Genomic DNA, 18,640 nt, shown 5'->3' on the forward strand with positions numbered 1-18,640 from the left:
TGCGATGGCGCGTGAACAGGAGCAGCATGAGTGACACCACCGACGTCGTCGTCGTCGGCTTCGGCCCGGCCGGGGAGATGCTCGCGTCCCTGCTGGGCCGGCACGGCCACCGGATCGTCGTGCTCGAGAAGTTCCCGGAGCCCTACGGGCTCCCCCGGATGAGCACCCTCGACGGGGAGGTCGCGCGGCTGCTCCAGCACGCCGCGGACCCGGCGGAGGCGCTCGCGGAGTCGCTGCCGGTGCGCACGGTCGAGATCTGGGGCTCGGACGGCAAGCAGAAGGGCCGGTTCGACTGGGACTACAAGCGCGGCGGCCACTGGTCGCACCTGACGCTGCACCAGCCGAACATCGAGACGGCGATGGGGCGGCGCATCGCGACGTTCCCGAACGTCGACGTCCGCTGGGGCACGAGCGTCGTGGACCTGCGCGCCGACAGCACCGGGTACACGGTCACGACGTCCGGCGGGGACAGCGTGACCGCCCGCTACGTGATCGGCATGGACGGCGCGAGCGGCTTCGTGCGCGACGCCGTCGGGATCGACGTCGAGGTCATCCACCACCACGACGACCGCTGGATCCTCACCGACTACGACGTGGTCGAACCCCTGCCCCGGGGCCTGGAGAACCGGTGCTACTTCGACCTCGACTTCGAGCAGCCCTACTTCTGGGGTCCGAACGGAGCCGGGCGGGTCCGGTCGGACGTGCGGATGCTCCCGGGTGACGACGGGCAGGTCGAGGCCGCCGAGGAGCGCGGGCTGGAGTTCCTGGAGCGGCGGGTGGGCATCCCGCGCCGGCACGTCCGGCAGACCCGGCGGAAGCTCTACACCTTCCGCAGCCAGATCGCGGGCGCGATGCGGAAGGGCGACGTGTTCATCGGCGGCGACTCGGCCCACGCGATGACCCCGTACATGGGGCAGGGCGCGTGCACCGCCATGCGCGACGCGGCCAACCTGGCGTGGAAGCTCGATCTCGTGCTGCGCGGCGTCGCGCGGGACGCGCTGCTCGACACCTACGAGGCCGAGCGCCTCCCGCACTCGCGCTTCTTCGTGGAGGGCTCGCTGGCCGCCTACAAGATGGTCAACCCCGCCACGACCGAGGAGGCCGCGGCCCGCGACGGCTACCTCGAGGCGACCGGTGGCGACGTCACGCCCCCGATCCCGCCGCTGCGCGGGGGGGTCCAGCACCGCCTGCCCGACGGCGACTACGGCGCGCAGGCCGGGGAGGTCGCGATCCAGGGCGTGGTGCGCATCGGCGAGCGCCAGGGCCTGCTGGACGACCTGGTCGGCCACGGCTTCCACATCGTCTCCACGCTCCCGCTGGAGGACCTCGTGGGCCCGGAGCGCCACGCCCGCCTCGCCGAGCTCGGCGTCCGGGTGATCCACCTCGGCGACGGCCGGGTGGAGGACGTCGAGGGCGCCTACCGCGACTTCCTCGCCGAGCACGGCGCCACGACCCTGCTCTCCCGGCCCGACACCTACCTCTTCGGGCTGGCGGACGGCCCGGACCGGTCGCTCGCGCTGATCGACGACCTCCTCGCGCAGATCCCGGCTCCGGCCCGGGTGCCCGCGTGACCGTGGCCGTCGCGGCGACGCGCACCCACGAGTTCGCCCCCGGCCTGCGGCTGGAGGTGCACCGGCCACCCGGCCGGTCCCCCGGCACCGTCGTCTACCTGCACGGCGGCGGGTTCGTCACCGGCGACCGGACCACGGACCGGGAGCGGATCCGGGCACTGGTCGCGCACGGGCTGACCGTCGTGGCGCCGGACTACCGCCTCGCCCCCGCCGCGACGTTCCCCGCCCCGGTGGACGACGTGCGGGCCGCCGTCGACTGGGTCCGCGCCCACCCGGACGAGACCGGCGCCACCGACGGCGCGGTCGCGCTCTGGGGCGCGTCCGCGGGCGCCGTGCTCGCCGCCCTCGCCGCACTGTCCGGCCCCACCGCCGTGCAGGCGGTCGTGTCCTGGTTCGGCTTCAGCGACATCTCGACGTACTCCGCACGCAGCCCGCTGGAGGCGGCGCTGCTGCCTCCCGGTGGCCCCGCGCACGCGCTGCTGGGCGTCGCCGATCTCGCCGCGGCGCCCGACCTGGTCCGGGAGGCGAGCCCGGTCAGCCACGTCCGTGCCGCCGCCCCGCCGTTCCTCATCGCGCACGGCGACCGGGACCGCATGGTCGACATCGCCGAGAGCAGGCGGCTGCACGACGCACTGACCCGGGCCGGGGCCCGCAGCACGCTGCTGGTGCTCGGCGGGGCGGGGCACGAGGATCCTGCCTTCGACGACCCGAGCAGCATCGCCGTCACCGCGGCGTTCCTGCGCAGCCACCTGCAGACGACGACGCGAGGAGACCGACATGAGTGACCACAGCCTGGCCGACGCCCGGGTCGAGGACCGCGCGCTGATCGCGGCGGTGATGCACCGCTACGCCGCGATGGCGAAGGAGGAGGCCGATTTCACCGGTATGGCCGTCCTCTACACCGGCGACGCCACGATCCGCTTCCCCGACGGGCTCGAGGTCGGGCCGCACGAGATGGCCAAGGTCGTCCGGGGCAACGAGCCGACGGCGATCCGGCACCACGCCACCACGATCGACATCGCGTTCACGGGTGACACCGAGGCGCAGGTCAGCACGATGTACCTCGCCGTCACCGACGAGGCCGCGCCCGACCACTGGGGCCGGTGGGAGGACCGCTTCGTCCGGCAGCCCGACGGCCGCTGGCTGATCAGCGACCGCTCGATCGTCGTCGACGGCGCGGCCCCCGGTGGCTGGCTCGCCCGCCAGTACGGGGGCGGCTGATGCGGATCACCGGGTACGAGCACGCCGGCACGGTCCACGTGGCCGCGCGGGACGGCGAGGAGCTCATCGCCCTGGGCCCGGTCGAGGCCTTCTGGCAGGACCCCTACCGGGCGATCGAGGACGGCCTGCGAGCCGACACCCGCCTCCCGGCGGGGAGCGTGCGGCCAGCGCCGCCGGTCAGGCCGTCGGCCCGCATCCTGTGCGTCGGCCTGAACTACCGGGAGCACGCGGCGGAGGGACCGTTCGACGTCCCCGAGCACCCGACGATCTTCGGCCGCTGGACGGCGTCGCTGGCCGTCGGCGGCACGCCGGTGCAGGTCCCCGTCGACGAGGCGGGACTCGACTGGGAGGCCGAGGTGATGGTCGCGGTGGGCCGCCCGCTGAGCTGCGCCGCGCCGCACGAGGTCGAGGCCGCCGTGTTCGGCTACGCCGCGTTCAACGACATCACCGCGCGGCGCGCCCAGAAGCTCACCACCCAGTGGACGCTCGGCAAGAACGCCGACCGCAGCGGACCCATGTCCGACCTCGTCACCCGCGACGAGGTCGGCGAGCTGGGGCGGCGGAAGGTGGTCAGCCGGGTCAACGGCGAGGTCATGCAGGAGTCCACCACCGACCAGATGATCTTCAGCGTCGCCGACGTCCTCTCCTTCATCAGCCGGACCTTCACCCTGGCGCCCGGCGACCTGGTCGCGACCGGCACCCCGGCCGGGGTGGGTTACGCGCGCACGCCCCCGAGGCTGCTGCAGCCCGGCGACGTCGTCGAGGTCGAGGTCGAGGGCATCGGCGCCGTCAGCACCCCCGTCAGCCACCGCACCACCTGAGAGGCCCCCGTGCGAGTCACCGCTCTGTCCGACGCCGAGCCGTTCGAGTCCCCCGGTCACGACGGGGTCGCCCCGCTGTGGGTGCAGGGCGGGCCGGCGACGCCCGTCGACCGGTTCACGGTCGTCCTCTCCCGCTACGAGCCCGGCGGCCGGGCCGCACCGGCGGTCCAGCCCGCGGAGACGGTCTACGTGCTGCTCTCCGGCGCGCTCGCGTTCGAGAGCGCGGATCGCCGCGTCGTGGCCGGGCCGCACGACACCGTGCACTTCGCGCAGGGCGAGACCCGCGCCGTGACGAACGAGGGCGACGTCCCGGCGAGCATGCTGGTGATCAGGGCGAGGTCGTGATGGCGGACGACGTGCTGCACCACCCGCCCCGCAACCGGCCGATCGACGGAGACTTCGACCCGACCGCCGTCACCTTCGCCGCGATGGCGCTGTTCGACCACCTCACCGCCGAGCAGCGCGCCCGGATCGTGCTGCCGCTGGACGACGAGAACCGCACGCACTGGAACTTCCTGCCCGAGTCCGGCCGCGTCGGACTCCCGCTGCGCGACATGACCGACGCCCAGCGCTACCTCGCCCACCGGCTCGTCGCCCAGAGCACCTCGCTGACCGGCTACGCGAAGGCGATCCAGGTGATGAGCCTGGAGCACGTGCTGCGCGAGCGGGACGTCGACGTCTTCGGGCACGTCGCGGCGCACTTCCGCGACCCGCACGGCTACTTCCTCACCTTCTTCGACCAGCCGCAGCCGGACCGCCACTGGGGGTGGCGGCTGGTCGGGCACCACCTCTCGCTCAACGTCACGGTCATCGGCCAGGACCGCATGGCCGTGACGCCGTTCCTGCTCGGCGCCGAGCCCGCGCGCATCGGCCCGTTCCGCGTGCTCGGCGAGGAGGAGGACCGGGCGTTCCGCCTGCTCGACGCGCTCGACCCGGCCCAGCGCGCGACCGCGACGGTCCACCCGGTGCCGCCGCCGGACTTCGCCACCCGCTGCGTCCCGGTGATCGGCGCCGAGGAGTGGCCCGACGTGCACGGCGTCGGCCGCCGCGACGCGATGATCACCGACGCCGACCGCGCCGCGCTGCGCTACGTCCGCGGCGCGCCGCGCGGGCTCCCCCGGTCGGCGATGACCGCGAGCCAGGCGGGCGCGTTCGACGAACTGCTCGCCTCCTTCCTGGGCAACGTGCGGCCGGCGCAGGTGGGCCGCGAGATGGACCGGATCCGCGCGGCCGGGCTCGACGACCTGCACCTCGTCTGGGCGGGCGGCCACACCGTCGACGTCCCGCACTACTTCCGCATCGAGGGCCCGGTCACCCTCGTCGAGTTCGACAACACCGAGGACGACGCGAACCACGTGCACGCGGTGTGGCGGGACCCGACCAACGACTTCGGCGTCGACGTGCTGGCCGAGCACCGGGCCGCCCAGCACCCCACCGACCGGCACCGGGCCGACCGGCACCGCGGCCCCGCCGAGCCGGAGCGGCCGACCGATGGGTGAGCCGGACGACGACCGGCCGGGACCGCTCGCGGGCGCGCTGGTGCTCGACCTGTCCCGCGCGCTCGCCGGGCCGCACGCCGCCATGCTCATGGGCGACCTCGGCGCCCGCGTGATCAAGGTGGAGATCCCCGGCGGCGGGGACGAGAGCCGGGGCTGGGGTCCGCCGTTCGTCGGCGACGACGACGACCGGGTCGCCACCTACTTCCTCGCGGCGAACCGCAACAAGGAGTCGGTCGCGCTGGACCTCAAGGACCCCGCCGACCGGGCGGTCCTCGACGACCTCGTGGCCGACGCCGACGTGCTGGTGGAGAACTTCCGGCCCGGCGTGCTGGAGCGGCTCGGGCTGGGGCCGGACGTACTCCTGGCCCGCAACCCGGGGCTGGTCGTGCTCTCGATCACCGGCTTCGGTCACGACGGGCCGGACGCGCACCGCCCGGGCTACGACCAGATCGCGCAGGGCGAGACCGGGCTCATGTCGCTGACCGGCTCCGGCCCGGACGACCCGCAGCGGATCGGGGTCCCGATCTGCGACCTGACCGCGGGCGTCAACGGGGCGACCGGGGTGCTCGCGGCCCTGCTCGAACGCACCCGCACCGGCCGCGGGCAGGTCGTCCGCACCTCGCTGCTCGCCGCCGGCGTCGGCCTGCACGCCTTCCAGGGCACCCGCTGGACGGTCGGCGCGGAGCTCGGCCGGGCGACCGGCAACCACCACCCGACCATCGCCCCGTACGGGCTGTTCGCGTGCAAGGACGGCAGCGTCCAGATCGCCGCCGCCAACGAGGCGCTGTGGCGGCGGCTCGCCGGAGCGTTCGCACTCCCCCAGGACGATCCGCGCTTCGCCACCAACGCCGACCGCGTGGCCCACCGGGCCGACCTCACCCGCGTGATCGAGCGCGCGTTCGCCGACCGGACGGCGGCGGAGCTCCTCGCCGACCTCGACCGGCTCGGGGTGCCCACGGGCGCCGTCCGCACCCTGGACGAGGTCTACGCGTGGGAGCAGGTGGCGAGCCAGCGCCTCGTCGTGAGGGTGGACCACCCGACCGCCGGCCCGATCCGCCTCCCCGGCCCCGTCCTGAGGTTCTTCGACGCCGACGGCACCGAGCGCACCCGCACGCGCCACACGGCACCACCGCTGCTCGACCAGGACCGCCGCGCGATCCGCAGCCGGGCCGAGGGGGGCGGCGGCTGACGGGTCATCGCTCGCTCCCGGTACCGGTGTTCCCCGCGACGTCGATGACTCCCCGCTGGTGCAGCCCGCCGATCTCGGCGCTCGTCAGGTGGAGTGCCTCGGCGAGGACCTCGGCGGTCTCGCGGCCGAGCGCGGGCACCCGACCCACGGGCCCGTGGTCGCCGTCGAGGCGCAGCGGGGACCGCGCGGTGATCGCCTGCTCGCCGCCGGGCAGGGTGATGTCGGCCAGCACCGGATGGTTCCCGGCGCCGTGTGCCGCCACGATCTCGGGCATCCGCCGGTAGCGACCCCACAGCACCCGGGCCCCGTCGAGCTCCTCGCTGACCCGTGCGACGTCCCGGTCCGCGAACCAGGGTCGGATGATCGCGGCGATCGTCTCCCGCAGCCGGTAGCGCTCGGCCTCGTCGTCCAGGTCCGCCCCGAGCGCCGCGGCCAGCGCTCCGAACACCTCGGTGGTGCCGGTGACCTGCTGCAGCGCGGTCCACTGCCCCGGGGTCAGCGCCACGACCATCACCCGCGTCCCGTCCCGGCACTCGACGTCGACACCGAAGCTGCCGTAGACGTGGTTGCCGTGCCGGGGACGCTCACGGCCGCGGTCCGCGGCCTCGGAGAGCCAGCCGAGGTTCGCGACGCCGGCCAGGGCGACGTCGGCGAGCGCCAGCTCGAGGAACCGTCCCCGTCCGGTGCGGTCGCGCTCGTGGAGCGCGGCGAGCACACCGGCGGCCACCGTCATGCCCGCCGCGAGGTCCCAGGCGGGGAAGACGTGGTTGACCGGCGCGGACAGCCCTTCGGGTCCGGTGATGGTCGGGACGCCGGCCTCGGCGTTGACCGTGTAGTCCACCGCCGGCCGACCGTCGGGATGGCCCTGCAGCCGCAGGTGGATCAGGTCGACGCGGCGCTCCCGGAGCCGCTCCGGATCCATCCACCGCCGCCCCACCACGTTGTCGACGAGGATGCCGCGGCCGGGTCCGGGCGCGGTGATGAGGGCGAGGACGAGCTCGCTGCCCTCCTCGGAGCGCATGTCGACGGCCACCGAGCGCTTGCCCGTGTTCAGCGACGCCCAGTAGTAGCTCGCACCGCCCGGCGCGACCGGCCAGCGGTGCAGGTCGCTCCCGCCGCCGAGCGGGTCGATCCGGACCACGTCCGCGCCGAGCTGAGCCAGGGTCATCCCACCCGTGGGGCCCGCGACGAAGCTCGCGCACTCGACGACGTGCAGATCCGCCAGGGGCCCGGTCACACCTCCACCTCTACAGGATGGAACCGGACCTCGGGGGGGTTCGGCCGCGCGTGCGGCGCACATCGCTCCCGTCATGGGGCACCTCCTGCTGCCGGGACCAGGACCGCTCGTCCGACGACCCGGCCGTCGGCGAGATCGCGGAACGCACGGGCGACGTCGTCGAGGGGGTACGGGGTCACCAGCGGGGTGACCCGGCCCTCCGCGACCATCGCCAGCGCGTCGGCGAACGTGGACATCGGCGTCGACCCGGAGCCGGTGATCACCGCGTCCCTGCCGAGGACGAAGGCGGGATGCACGCGCAGCGGTGCGGAGCCGACCTGCCCGGTCAGCACGTAGCGGCCGCGGTCGGCGAGGGCGCGGAAAGCCTGTCGGAAGACGTCGGGATGGCCCACGTTGTCGAGGACGACGTCCGCCCCGTGCCGCCGGTGACCTCGAGGACCGCCTGCCAGGCCCCGTCCCCGGCGACGACGTCCTCGTGCGCGCCCAGCTCGCGCAGGCCGTCGGCCTTGTCGGGATCGCCGGTCAGTGCGACCACCCGGGCACCGAGCGCGGCTCCGACCTGGACGCCGTGCAGACCCAGCCCGCCGCCCGCCCCTGTGACCAGCACCGTCTCCCCCGGCCGCAGCCCTGCACGGGTGCGCAGCGCCTGCAGACCGGTGCCCACCGCGCACGCCACCACCGACGTGGCGACGATGTCGAGCTCCGGCGGCACGGTCAGCAGCGACGTCGCGCGGAGCACGGCGTACTCCGCGTACCCGCCGTAGGTGAAGCTGCGCTCCGGGCACCTCAGCTCGTCGCCGGACGTGCATCGGGCGCAGTGCCCGCAGGTCGCGAACTGGGCCGTGGCGACCCGGTCGCCCGGGACGACCCGGGTCACGCCGGCGCCGGTCTCGACGACGATCCCGGAGATCTCGTGGCCGAGCACGGCGGGCAGTGGGATCTCGAGCAGGCCGGCCCGGTCGGCCTGGTCGTGCCCGCAGACGCCGCAGGCGACCACCTGCACGAGCACCTCACCCGCACCCGGGCGGGGCCGGTCGACCTCGGCCAGGTCCACGGCACCGGGCCGGCCGGGGCGGTTCAGGACCGCGGCGCGCACGCGATCACCTTCCCCGGGTTGAGGATCCCGTGCGGGTCCAGCGCCTGCTTGATCGCGACGTGCACGGCCAGGACGGGCGCGGGCAGCTCGCGCACCAGGCCTGCGCGCTTGAGCAGGCCGATGCCGTGCTCCCCTGTCACGGTCCCGCCCAGGCCGAGCGCGGCGTCGAGGACCTCCTCGAAAGCGGTCTCGGCCCGGTGGCGCGCGTCGTCGTCGCCCGTGGGCACGACGAAGACGGGATGCAGGTTGCCGTCGCCGGCGTGGGCGACGGTGGCGATCCGGACGTCGTGGCGCCGTCCGATCTCCTCGATCCGGGCGAGCATGTCCGGGACCGCACCGCGGGGGACGCACACGTCCTCGGTGAGCACCTGGCCGAGCCGTTCCAGGGCGGGGTGGGCGAGCTTGCGGGCGGAGAAGAGGGCCTCGGCCTCCTCGTCGTCGGTCGAGGAGGCCGCCCAGGTGGCGCCCGCCCCGGTGAAGCAGGCCAGGAGCTCCTCCGCCTCCCGCTCACCGGCGTCACCGGGGGCGTCGGTCCGGCCGAGGAGAACGGCGTCGGCCTCGGCCGACAGGCCCATGTGCTTCCACGCGTCGACCGCGACCAGGGCGTGCCGGTCGATCAGCTCCAGCGCGGACGGGGTGAGCCCCGCCTCGGCCACGGCGGCGACGGCACGGCCTGCCGCGGCCAGGGACGGGAAGTACCCGGCGACCGTGCGCTCGGGGTCTCGGGCCGGCCGCAGCCGCACGGTGACCTCGGTGATCACGCCGAGGGTGCCTTCGGACCCGACGAGCAGCCCGGTCAGGTCGTACCCCGCGACGCCCTTGGCGGTCCGCCGCCCGATCCGGACCAGTTCGCCGGTGCCCGTCACCAGCTGCAGACCGAGGACGTAGTCCCGGGTCACTCCGTACTTCACGCAGCAGAGGCCGCCCGCGTTGGTCGCGACGTTGCCCCCGATGGTCGACCACGGCGCGCTGGCCGGGTCCGGTGGGTACCAGAGGCCCCGCTCGGCGCAGGCCGCGCGCAGGGCGTCGTTGACGACGCCCGGTTCGACGACGGCGAGCCGCTCGACGGCGTCGATCTCCCGGATCGCGGTCATGTGCTCGGTGCTGAGCACCACGCAGCCCTCGACCGCGTTCGCGCCGCCGGACAGTCCGGTCCCCGCCCCGCGCGGCACGACCGGGACGTGATGACGCAGGCAGGCCTGCACGACCTGCTGCACCTCCACCGCGGTCCGCGGCCGCACCACGCAGACCGGGCGGCCGGCCTCGGCCCGCGGCGCCTCGTCGCGGCGGTAGGGCGCCACGACGTCGGGATCGACGAGCACCCGTCCCTGCGGCAGCTCCGCGCGCAGGTCGTCGACGACGGTGGCGGTCAGCACGGCTCCCCCGTCGTCACCGGCGCGCGGAACCGCGTGTCCGGCAGGCCGGTGCGGAGCGGGGCGAGGTGCCGCAGCGCGGCGAGGATCTCCGCGGGCCCGGCCGCGGCGTCCACGAGCGGGTGCACCGCGACGTGATCGGCTCCGGCGTCGAGGTGGGCGCGCAGCCGCTCGGCCACGGCGTCCGGGTCGCCGTGCGCGACGAGGTCGTCGACGAGCCGGTCGCTGCCGGAACCCGCGAGGTCGGCCTCGTCGTAGCCGAGGGCCGCCAGGTGGGCGCGGTAGTTGTGCAGCCGCAGGCGGGTGGCGACGTGCGCCCGGGCGGTCCCGCGGGCCCGGTCGGGATCGGTGCCGACGACGACGGCCTGTTCGGGGGCGAGGAAGGCCGCCGGTCCGATCCGTTCGCGCACCGCCGCGGTGTGTGACGGCGGGACGAAGAAGGTGTGCACACCCGCGGCGCGGTCCCGGCCGAGCTCCTGCATGCGCGGCCGGAGCGCGGCGAGCACCCGTGGCACGGGCCGAGCGGACAGCGGGCCGCGGTAGGGCTTGGTGTCGAGCACGTCGAGGTACTCGCGCAGCGCCGTGAGCGGACGGTCGTGGCCCTGTCCCCGCCCCGCCTCGGCGTGGCTCGCACCCAGACCGAGCACGAAGCGGCCGGGGTGGGCCTCGCCGAGGGTCTGCGCGGCGCAGTCGGTGGCGATGGCGTCCCGACCCCAGATCGTGGCGATGCCGGTGGCCACGACCAACCGCTCGGTCCCGGCGAGCAGCAGCCCGGCATGGGTGAAGACCTCCTTGTGGGCGGGCGACTCCCCGATCCACAGCGCGCCGTAGCCCATGCTCTCGATCTCCGCGGCGATCCGGCGGGCGTCGGTGGCGGGGAGTTCGGCCAGGGCCGCGAGCCAGACCCCGACGGGTCCGACCCGCGCGGCCAGCTCCCGGCCGCTCACGTCGTCACCGGACCGAACTCGGGCAGGACCACCCCGTCGTCGACCGCGCGGAACGACACCGCGACCGGGCCGCCGATCTCCGGGTCGGTCCCGCCCGCCCAGGTCGTGGTCAGCCGGGGCCCGCTGTCGAGATCGACCTGGACCACGGTGTAGGGGACGACGTCGCCCGTGAAGTACTGCTTGTGGAAGCGGACCCAGGCGTTGACGGTCCCGGTGCCGCGGTCGGTGACCCATCCGAGGTCGCGGCCGAAGTCGCGCGGGCAGACCGGCCCGGGTGGCCAGAACTCCTGCCCGCAGGTGTGGCAGACGGGGATGCGGAGCTCACCGCGGACGGCTCCGTCCAGGTGCTCGCGGTCCTCGGGGTGGCGCAGGGGCAGGGGGCGTGCAGTGCTCATGATCACCGGTCCCGGGTCAGGATGACGGAGTCGCCGAACGGCGTCGCCCACTGGACGACCTCGCAGTCCGCGACCTGACGGTCTCCGGCTCCACCGCGCAGCTGGCGGACGGCCTCGACCAGGTGCCCCCACCCGCAGAGGTGCGCCTCGGCGAGCAGCCCGCCCGCGGTGTTCACCGGCAGCTCGCCGTCGACCTCGATGCGGCCGTCCTGGATCCACCGCAGCGCCTCGCCCTCGCCGGTGAACCCGAAGCGCTCCAGCACGAACAGCACGTTCGGGGAGAAGGCGTCGTAGAGGGTCAGCACGTCGACGTCCTGCGGGCCGACCCCCGCCATCCCGTAGACGGGGTTGTCGGCGGGGGTGACCGGGCGGCGCTGGTCGCCCTGCGTGAACACGCCGAGGCCGGGCGGGGCGAAGATGAACTCGTCGTGCCCCGCGCGCAGGCCCTGCATCCCGCCGACGACCACGGCGGGCTTCCCGAGGTCCCGGGCCCGCTCCACGGTGGTCACGAGGAGGGCGCCACCGCCGTCGGACAGCAGCGCGAAGTCCGGACGGCGCAGCGGCTCGACGACGTAGGGCGCTGCCCGGTAGTCCGCGAGCTCCAGCGGCGTGCTGAGCTGGGCGTTCGGGTTGAGTCGGGCGTGCCGGCGGGCCGCGAGCGGCACGGCCGCGATCAGCTCCGGATCCTCGCCGTAGCGGGCGCAGTACCTGCTGAACGCCATCGCCGCACCCGCGCCCGGCGCCGTCATCCCGTAGTGCGGGAGCTCGCCGTGTGATCCGCCGCCCTGGCGCGTGCCTTCGAGGTCGCCGGCGCCGCCGACGAGTCCGATGCCGGAGAACGACACGCCGGCCACGCAGGCGGCGACCTCGCTGGTGCCCAGGGCGACGGCCTGCACGGCCGCCTGCAGCGCGGGCCCGACGAACCGGCCGTGGGTCCAGGTCTGCACCGCGGAGCGGATCCGCAGGCCGAAGGCCTCGGCCATCCGGTCGTAGTCGACGGCCAGCGGGAAGCCGACGTTCGTGTAGAGCCCGTCGACGGCGTCGCGGTGCAGGCCCGCGTCGTCGAGGGCCAGGCGCAGTGCCTCGGCGGCCAGGTCCAGCGCGCTGCGTGGTGAGACGCGGCAGAGCTCGGTGATCCCGACGCCGACGACGGCGACCTGCCGGGTTGGTCCGAGTGGCATGGGTTCCCCCTCCTAGAGGACGGCGTGGGCGTTGGCCGGGCTGCCGACGCCGCGCGGTAGCGGGAGGACCCCGGAGACCAGCAGGAACTCGTGGCCGCCGCGCTCGGCGCAGGCGTCGGCGAGCCGGCGCAGGTGCCACAGCTCACCGAGCGGCATGCCCTGCAGCGGGATCAGCCGCCGGTGCAGGAAGCCCTTGGCCCGGTCGATCGGGAAGACCTCGACCCCGGGGTTGTCCACGGCGACCGCGGCGAACTCGTGGTCCCAGAGGTGGCGCGCCATGTCCTTCGTGGACTCGAGGCCGGGGCAGGCGAAGCCGGCGCCGATGCTGCCGCGCATCCGGGCGCGTTCGGCGGCGGGCAGTTCCCGGTACCACTCGGTCCAGCCGGTGCGGACCACGAGGACGTCCCCCGACTCGAACGTCGTGCCCTGGGCCCTGGCGACCTCGTCCAGCACCGTCGTGGTGATCTCGACGGGCAGGTCGCAGCGCAGCGGGGTGCCACGGGCGGCGAGGTGACCGGCCACGTCGAGCAGCACACCGCGGCCGCCCAGTCCGTGTGCCGCCCACCGGTCGATGCCGAGCACGTCGGTGTCGGTCAGGTCCTGTTCGGACCGGCCGCCCCAGTAGCCGTGCCGGCCGGCCCTGATGTGGCGCAGGCCGTCCCACTGCGAGGAACCCTGGAGGTAGAAGCCGTCGAGCCGGTCGTCGTGCCCGGCGCCGGTGTCGTCGACGACGTGGGTGTAGCAGGTGCGCTCGTCGAACAGACCGGGGTCGGGCTCGTCGAGCGGCAGGGTCAGCTGGACCATCTCGCCCGTGCGGACCGTGCGGGCGGCGGCGAGCCGCTGCTCCGGGCCGATGAGGTTCACCGTTCCGAGCTCGTCGTCGCGCCCCCAGACGTCCCAGGCGTGGCGCTCGTCCCGGTCCGGCAGGGTGGGCAGGTCGGCGAAGGCGGGGGTGCGCCGGGTGCGGACGGCGTTCATCGACCGGCCTCGACCTGGAGGCGCAGCTTGAGCTTGGACACCTTCCCGGTGTCCGTCTGCGGCACCGCGGCCGAGTCCATCAACAGGAACCGGGACGGGACCTTGTAGCTCGCCACCCGGGAACGGACGTACTCGGTCAGCCGCACCGGCAGGTCGGCCGCCGCACCGGGCTCCGGGACGACGACCCCGACCATCTCCTGGTCCCCACCCGGAACCTCCAGCCCGATGACGTAGACCTGGCTGACCTCCTCGTGGGCGGACACGATCCCCTCGATCTCCATCGGCGCCACGTTGATGCCCTTGACCTTGAGCATCTCCTTCCAGCGACCGGCGAAGACGAGGTTGCCGTGCTCGTCGAACAGGCCGAGGTCGCCGGTGCGGAACCAGCCGTCCGCGGCGCGGGTGCCCGCGTTCAGCTCGTCGCCCCCGAGGTAGCCGTCGATCACGCAGCCCCGGATCTCGATCTCGCCGCGCACCCCGGGCGGGCACACGCGCCCGTCGGGATCGACGACGCGGACCTCCTGGGTCGGGAGGACCTGTCCCTGGCTGTGCAGGCGGGCCCCGACGGGATCGTGGGCGTCGTTCATCGTCGCGAAGCCGTACGACTCGGTCATCCCGTAGGCGCTGCAGCCCTCGACCAGGTGCAGCAGCTCGATCTGCTGCTGCTTGTCCTCCGCGGTGAACCCGATCGGACCGGTGCGGACGAGGGACAGATCGCGGGTCGCGAGGCTGGGCGCATCGAGGAGCGCGCGCATCGCGGTCGGCATCGCGTAGAGGACCGTGCACCGCTCGCGCTCGATCATCTCCAGACCCGCGTCGCCGTCGACCTTCTCCTGCAGGCACAGCGCGGCCCCGTGGGTCAGCGCGACCGGCAGCGCGTTGCACGCACCGAAGCCGAAGAACAGCGGCATCGCGAACCAGATCCGGTCCCCGGGCCGCAGGTGCATGCGGTCCCCCATCGCGCGGCCGTTGCGCAGGAGCTTGCCGTGCTGCATCGGCACCGGCTTGGGCAGCGCGGTGCTGCCGCTGGTGTAGAGGATCAGCGCGAGGTCGTCCGCGGTGGGCAGGGCCTGCGGGGCAGGTGCCGCGGTCAGCGGGAACGGGCCGTCGACGGGCCACAGCACGGCGCCGCGGTAACCGGTCCGCTCGGGATCGAGGATCCCGCCGTGTCCGGCGGCCTCGAGCTCGGCGAGGACGTCCTTGCCGAAGACCGTCGCCTGCGCGATGACGATCCCCAGGTCCGCGGTGCGGATCAGGTGGGCGAGTTCGGCGGAGCGGTACCAGGTGTTGATCGGCACGGCGACCAGGCCGGCCCGCTGGGCACCCAGCACCCCGACGAGCCAGCGCAGGCTGTTGGGCAGCAGGATCCCGACCCGCTCCCCCGGCGCGAGTCCGGCGGCGACCAGAGCGCCGGCGACCTCGTCGACCCGGGAGGCCAGCTCGGCGAACGACACCCTCCCGTCGGGGGCCACCACTGCGTCGTCGTCGGGGAACCGGGCCGCGAGGTCCGCGAGCGCGGCCGGGAAGGTGTCGGCATCGGTGGTGGTGTCCGGGATCGCGGTCATCGCGCTCCCCTTCCGTGGTTCGAGTCGTCTGTGGAGTCGAGCGAAGGCGTGGTGCGTCAGAGGACGGCGGTGAGCTCTCGCGCGGTCCAGTCGTCGGTGCAGGTCAGCAGGCCGACGACCTCGTCGCAGGTGAGGAGGTCGGCGGCGAGGGCCCGGAACTTGTCCGGAACGCCGGCCGGCGGGAGGTCCACCTGCTCTCCGCTCGCGACCGAGAGCACCTCTCCGGTGTCGAGCACGAGCTCCACCCGGGAGCCGAGCCGAGCGGGCAGGTCGCGGTCGTGGTCCGGGTCCACCACGACGCGGCTCCGTCCGGCCAGTGCCGCCAGCCGACCGTCGACCACGCCGCCGTACCGACCGGGTTCGAGACGTCCGTCGAGGAGGGCGGCGGCGACGGCGAACTGCAGGCTCATCTGCCGGGCGATCGGCGTGTCGAACCGGGTCGGGTTGTCGCAGCCCGGGTAGGTCGCCGCCGCGTTCGAGGTGTGGATCGCCACCTCGGCGACCGCACCGGCATCGATGCCGAGGGCGTGCGCCCGCACCGCGGCGTCGATGGCCGCCTGGGTGAAGGCGCACGAGGCGTGGGCCTTGAAGAACGACTCCTCGATCGCGAGCCGGTCGACCGTGACGGCGGGCCCGACGACCCCGTCCTCCTTCCCCCCGAACGCCCGGCGCAGGCCGAAGAGCCCCTCGATCGCACTCGCCGCACCGCGTGCCCCGGCTCGGGCCAGGAGGGCTGCGACGACGCCCGCCCGGGCCGCCGTCGCGGGTTGGAAGTAGACCTCGGTCGTCCCCGCGGGGGCCCACTCGCACGTGCCGGCGGCGCTGTTCGCGGCGAGGGCCAGAGCGTGGACCGTCGTCGGTTCGTCGAGGCCGAGCAGGTGCGCGGCGGCCGCCGCCGCCCCGAACGGACCGAAGACGCCGGTCGCGCGCCAACCGCCGGCGACGAACCCTGCGGTCAGGGTCGACGCCGCCACCTGGGCGAGCGTCTCGTAGCCGAGCACGACGGCGTGCAGGACGTCCTCCCGCGAGGCCCCGACGGCCTCGCCGACCCCGAGCGCGACCGGCACCACGACCGTGCCCGGGTGCACCCGGCTCGCGGCGTGCGTGTCCTCCGCGAGCAGCGAGTGAGCCGACACGGAGTTGACGAAGACCGCGTCGGCGAGCCCGGACCGCTGCCCGTCGGTCGCCCACAGGGTCGCGGCGCTCCCGCCGTCCGTGACGGCGCGGGCCTGGGCGACCCAGGGTGTGCGGCGGCCCCCGTGGGCACAGGCGAGCGCGTCGAGGACGCACAGTCCCGCCCGTTGCAGGTGGGCCTCGGTCAGCTGCGGCGGGAGGGCCGCGAGCTGCCCGGCGAGATCGTCGAGGTGCACCTCAGACCCCCTCGGCGGCCCGGGGCGCCTCCGCGGCCGGAGCCACCCGGTCCGCGAGCAGCTCCGCCGGCCGGCGGCGTCGGACGACCAGAGCGGCGACCAGGCTCAGCACCGCTCCGAACATCAGGTAGAACGCCGGCGCCCGGGTGTTCCCGGTGGCCTCGACGAGGACCTGGCTGATGTAGAGGGCCGGCCCGCCGAGCAGCGCCGCGGCCAGCGCGAACCCGACCGCGAACACCGTTCCCCGAACAGGCGCGGGCAGGATCTCGATGTACGTCGCGGGCGCCACCGACGTGTAGAGGGCGGGCAGGACGCCGAGCGCGACCGTCATCACGATGAGCAGCGGCAACGTCCTCGCCGAGGACAGGCCGACGAAGATCGGGTACGCGGTGACGATCATCGCGACGGAGAGTCCGAGCAGCATCCGCCACCGGCCCAGCCGGTCCGACAGCGGGCCACCCGCGGCGACCAGGACCACGGCGACGGCGATGCTGATCACCGTGGCCAGCGTCGCCTCCCCCTGCGTGAAGCCGAGCTGGATGATGTAGGACTGCGCGAAGGTGAACGCGACGTAGTAGCCGATCTGCTGGAAGGCCGCGACGCCGAAGACGAGCACGATCAGGCCCCCGTGCCGTCCGAACGACTCCTTGACCGGTGACGCGGGGAGCGCGTCGGCCCGGGCCAGCGCCTGGAACTCCGGTGACTCCTCGAGCCGGGTCCGGATGTAGATGCCGAACAGGCCGAGCGGCAGGGCCAGCAGGAACGGAATGCGCCAGCCCCAGGCGGCCATCTCCTCCGGTGTGAGGATCCCGTTGAGCAGCAGCACGACCCCGGCGGCGAGCAGCAGGCTCACCACGCTGCCCATCTGGACCCGGCTGGTCATCGCGCCACGCCGGTTCTGCGGCGTGAACTCCGCGGCGTAGATCATCGCGGTGCTGTACTCGCCACCGGCGGCGAGGCCCTGCAGCGCGCGCATGAGCACCAGCAGGATCGGCGCCCAGATCCCGATCGACGCGGCCGTCGGCAGCACGCCGATCAGCGTCGTCGCGCTCGCGACCAGGACGAGGGTGCCGAGCAGCGAGGTCCGGCGGCCGTACCGGTCGGCGATGGTGCCGAAGAGCAGCGACCCGAGGGGGCGCACGACGAAGGCGACGCCGAACACCGCGAAGGCGGACAGCAGCGCGACTCCGGGCTCGCTGTTCGGGAAGAACAGCTTGGCGAGGATGACGGTGAGGAACCCGTAGACCGCGTAGTCGTAGGTCTCGATGGTGTTGCCGGCGGCTGCCGCGAAGGTGACCCGCCGCATCGTCCGGGCGGACGGGAGGGCGGGATCGGAGGAGGTGGTGGACATCGGTGGCTCCCGGGTCGGCGGTGACGGAGGGACCTGCGGACGCGACAGCACCGCCCCTCGGGGCGCCACCGACGTCAGGCGCGCGCGGGAGACTCCGGCGCACCGGCCCGGGTCCGCGAGAGGACCAGAGCCTGGCCAGAGAGTAAGGACGACAACCTGTCGAGTCAAGCATCAGGTTGACGATTCAGATGGTCAGCGGAGCTGCAGCGCGTCCATCCAGAGGTCGCAGACGACGTCGAGCAGCACATCCCGGTCGATGGTGAAGACCTCCTGGACGATGGCGCGGAAGCACAGCTGGTCCAACTGCATGACCATCAGCTGGACCCGCAACCGGCGGCCCTCCCGCTCCTCCTCCGGGAACTGGGCGAGGTACTCGTGGAGCTCGGCGGCCAGCTCGTCCAGCTGGTCCTTCCAGCGGGCGGCCACCTCGAGATCGCTCGCCATCGCCTCGTGGATCGCCGGGAGCAGCGCCGCCTGCTCCTCCCACCAGGTCAGCGCCTTGTCCAGCACCGCCCGCAGCGCCTCCGCACCACCCTCGGCGAGCCCCTCGTCCAGCATCGCCCAGTAGCGACTGGTCTGCTTCTCCCGCACCTCGGCGTAGACCTCGTTGAACACCGCCGCCTTGTTGGTGAAGTGCAGGTAGAAGGTCGCGCGGTTGACCCCGGCCGCTTTCGTGACGTCACCGATCGAGGCTCGGCCGTACCCGTTCTCCTCGAACACCCGCCGAGCCGCCGCGACGATCCGACGACGGGTCAGCAGGCGCTGCTCCTCCCGGACCGTCAGCAGGCCGGGTTGCTCGTCTGCGACAGGTGGGGGCATGGGCGGATGATAGTTGCGGACCAGCGA

The 18,640-nt window shown here is 74.2% G+C and carries 19 protein-coding genes; 7 read left to right on the top strand and 12 right to left on the bottom strand.

Annotation, left to right across the window (positions count from 1 at the left end; genetic code table 11):
* The first annotated feature begins 26 nt into the window (after positions 1–26).
* Genes HOP40_RS32770 through HOP40_RS32800 form a run of 7 tightly spaced genes read left to right on the top strand, consistent with a single transcriptional unit; the run spans position 27 to position 6,301 of the window.
* Positions 27–1,571, top strand: coding sequence for an FAD-dependent monooxygenase (locus HOP40_RS32770; RefSeq protein ID WP_172166898.1), 1,545 nt, complete (start codon positions 27–29; stop codon positions 1,569–1,571).
* Positions 1,568–2,356, top strand: coding sequence for an alpha/beta hydrolase (locus tag HOP40_RS32775; protein WP_172166900.1), 789 nt, complete (start codon positions 1,568–1,570; stop codon positions 2,354–2,356). Before HOP40_RS32770 ends, HOP40_RS32775 begins: the two co-directional genes overlap by 4 nt.
* Complete coding sequence (locus HOP40_RS32780) at positions 2,349–2,792, top strand: nuclear transport factor 2 family protein (RefSeq protein WP_172166902.1); 444 nt, start codon at positions 2,349–2,351, stop codon at positions 2,790–2,792. The genes HOP40_RS32775 and HOP40_RS32780 overlap by 8 nt, the downstream gene beginning before the upstream one ends.
* A complete protein-coding gene (locus HOP40_RS32785) occupies positions 2,792–3,613 on the top strand; it encodes a fumarylacetoacetate hydrolase family protein (RefSeq protein WP_172166905.1) in 822 nt (273 codons plus the stop codon). Before HOP40_RS32780 ends, HOP40_RS32785 begins: the two co-directional genes overlap by 1 nt.
* Positions 3,614–3,622: 9 nt before the next feature.
* A complete protein-coding gene (locus HOP40_RS32790) occupies positions 3,623–3,958 on the top strand; it encodes a cupin domain-containing protein (RefSeq protein ID WP_172166907.1) in 336 nt (111 codons plus the stop codon).
* The gene (locus HOP40_RS32795) at positions 3,958–5,112 is read left to right on the top strand and encodes a DUF3500 domain-containing protein (protein ID WP_172166909.1); all 1,155 of its coding nucleotides are present in this window, start codon (positions 3,958–3,960) and stop codon (positions 5,110–5,112) included. The genes HOP40_RS32790 and HOP40_RS32795 overlap by 1 nt, the downstream gene beginning before the upstream one ends.
* Positions 5,105–6,301 (top strand): CaiB/BaiF CoA transferase family protein, encoded by a 1,197-nt coding sequence (locus HOP40_RS32800; RefSeq protein ID WP_172166911.1) that lies wholly within the window; start codon positions 5,105–5,107, stop codon positions 6,299–6,301. Before HOP40_RS32795 ends, HOP40_RS32800 begins: the two co-directional genes overlap by 8 nt.
* 4 nt (positions 6,302–6,305) lie before the next feature.
* On the opposite strand, the gene HOP40_RS32805 is transcribed toward HOP40_RS32800, so the two are convergent.
* The 12 genes from HOP40_RS32805 to HOP40_RS32860 form a co-directional block, all read right to left on the bottom strand.
* Entirely contained in the window at positions 6,306–7,538 is a 1,233-nt protein-coding gene (locus HOP40_RS32805; protein WP_240157400.1) for a CoA transferase, read from the bottom strand.
* 71 nt (positions 7,539–7,609) lie between these two features.
* A complete protein-coding gene (locus HOP40_RS32810) occupies positions 7,610–7,930 on the bottom strand; it encodes a zinc-binding dehydrogenase (protein ID WP_172166913.1) in 321 nt (106 codons plus the stop codon).
* Positions 7,864–8,634, bottom strand: coding sequence for an alcohol dehydrogenase catalytic domain-containing protein (locus HOP40_RS32815; protein WP_172166915.1), 771 nt, complete (start codon positions 8,632–8,634; stop codon positions 7,864–7,866). The genes HOP40_RS32810 and HOP40_RS32815 overlap by 67 nt, the downstream gene beginning before the upstream one ends.
* Positions 8,616–10,010, bottom strand: coding sequence for an FAD-binding oxidoreductase (locus HOP40_RS32820; protein ID WP_205347006.1), 1,395 nt, complete (start codon positions 10,008–10,010; stop codon positions 8,616–8,618). Before HOP40_RS32820 ends, HOP40_RS32815 begins: the two co-directional genes overlap by 19 nt.
* Entirely contained in the window at positions 10,004–10,954 is a 951-nt protein-coding gene (locus tag HOP40_RS32825; RefSeq protein WP_172166917.1) for a TIGR03620 family F420-dependent LLM class oxidoreductase, read from the bottom strand. The genes HOP40_RS32820 and HOP40_RS32825 overlap by 7 nt, the downstream gene beginning before the upstream one ends.
* Positions 10,951–11,349, bottom strand: a complete 399-nt coding sequence (locus tag HOP40_RS32830) for a Zn-ribbon domain-containing OB-fold protein (RefSeq protein WP_172166926.1) — start codon at positions 11,347–11,349, stop codon at positions 10,951–10,953. The genes HOP40_RS32825 and HOP40_RS32830 overlap by 4 nt, the downstream gene beginning before the upstream one ends.
* 2 nt (positions 11,350–11,351) lie before the next feature.
* Positions 11,352–12,530, bottom strand: coding sequence for a thiolase family protein (locus HOP40_RS32835; RefSeq protein ID WP_172166928.1), 1,179 nt, complete (start codon positions 12,528–12,530; stop codon positions 11,352–11,354).
* Between the two features lie 12 nt (positions 12,531–12,542).
* A complete protein-coding gene (locus HOP40_RS32840) occupies positions 12,543–13,508 on the bottom strand; it encodes a cyclase family protein (protein ID WP_172166930.1) in 966 nt (321 codons plus the stop codon).
* Positions 13,505–15,073 carry a class I adenylate-forming enzyme family protein gene (locus HOP40_RS32845; RefSeq protein ID WP_172166932.1) on the bottom strand — a complete coding sequence of 523 codons (1,569 nt, stop codon included), beginning with the start codon at positions 15,071–15,073 and terminating at the stop codon, positions 13,505–13,507. The genes HOP40_RS32840 and HOP40_RS32845 overlap by 4 nt, the downstream gene beginning before the upstream one ends.
* Positions 15,074–15,129: 56 nt before the next feature.
* Positions 15,130–16,443, bottom strand: a complete 1,314-nt coding sequence (locus tag HOP40_RS32850) for an MmgE/PrpD family protein (protein WP_172166934.1) — start codon at positions 16,441–16,443, stop codon at positions 15,130–15,132.
* A gap of 1 nt (position 16,444) precedes the next feature.
* Positions 16,445–17,794 carry an MFS transporter gene (locus tag HOP40_RS32855; protein WP_205347007.1) on the bottom strand — a complete coding sequence of 450 codons (1,350 nt, stop codon included), beginning with the start codon at positions 17,792–17,794 and terminating at the stop codon, positions 16,445–16,447.
* A 192-nt stretch (positions 17,795–17,986) separates the two neighbouring features.
* Complete coding sequence (locus tag HOP40_RS32860; protein WP_172166936.1) at positions 17,987–18,613, bottom strand: TetR/AcrR family transcriptional regulator; 627 nt, start codon at positions 18,611–18,613, stop codon at positions 17,987–17,989.
* Positions 18,614–18,640: the final 27 nt, after the last annotated feature.

The sequence above is a fragment of the Pseudonocardia broussonetiae genome (genome assembly GCF_013155125.1).
GTDB lineage: Bacteria > Actinomycetota > Actinomycetes > Mycobacteriales > Pseudonocardiaceae > Pseudonocardia > Pseudonocardia broussonetiae.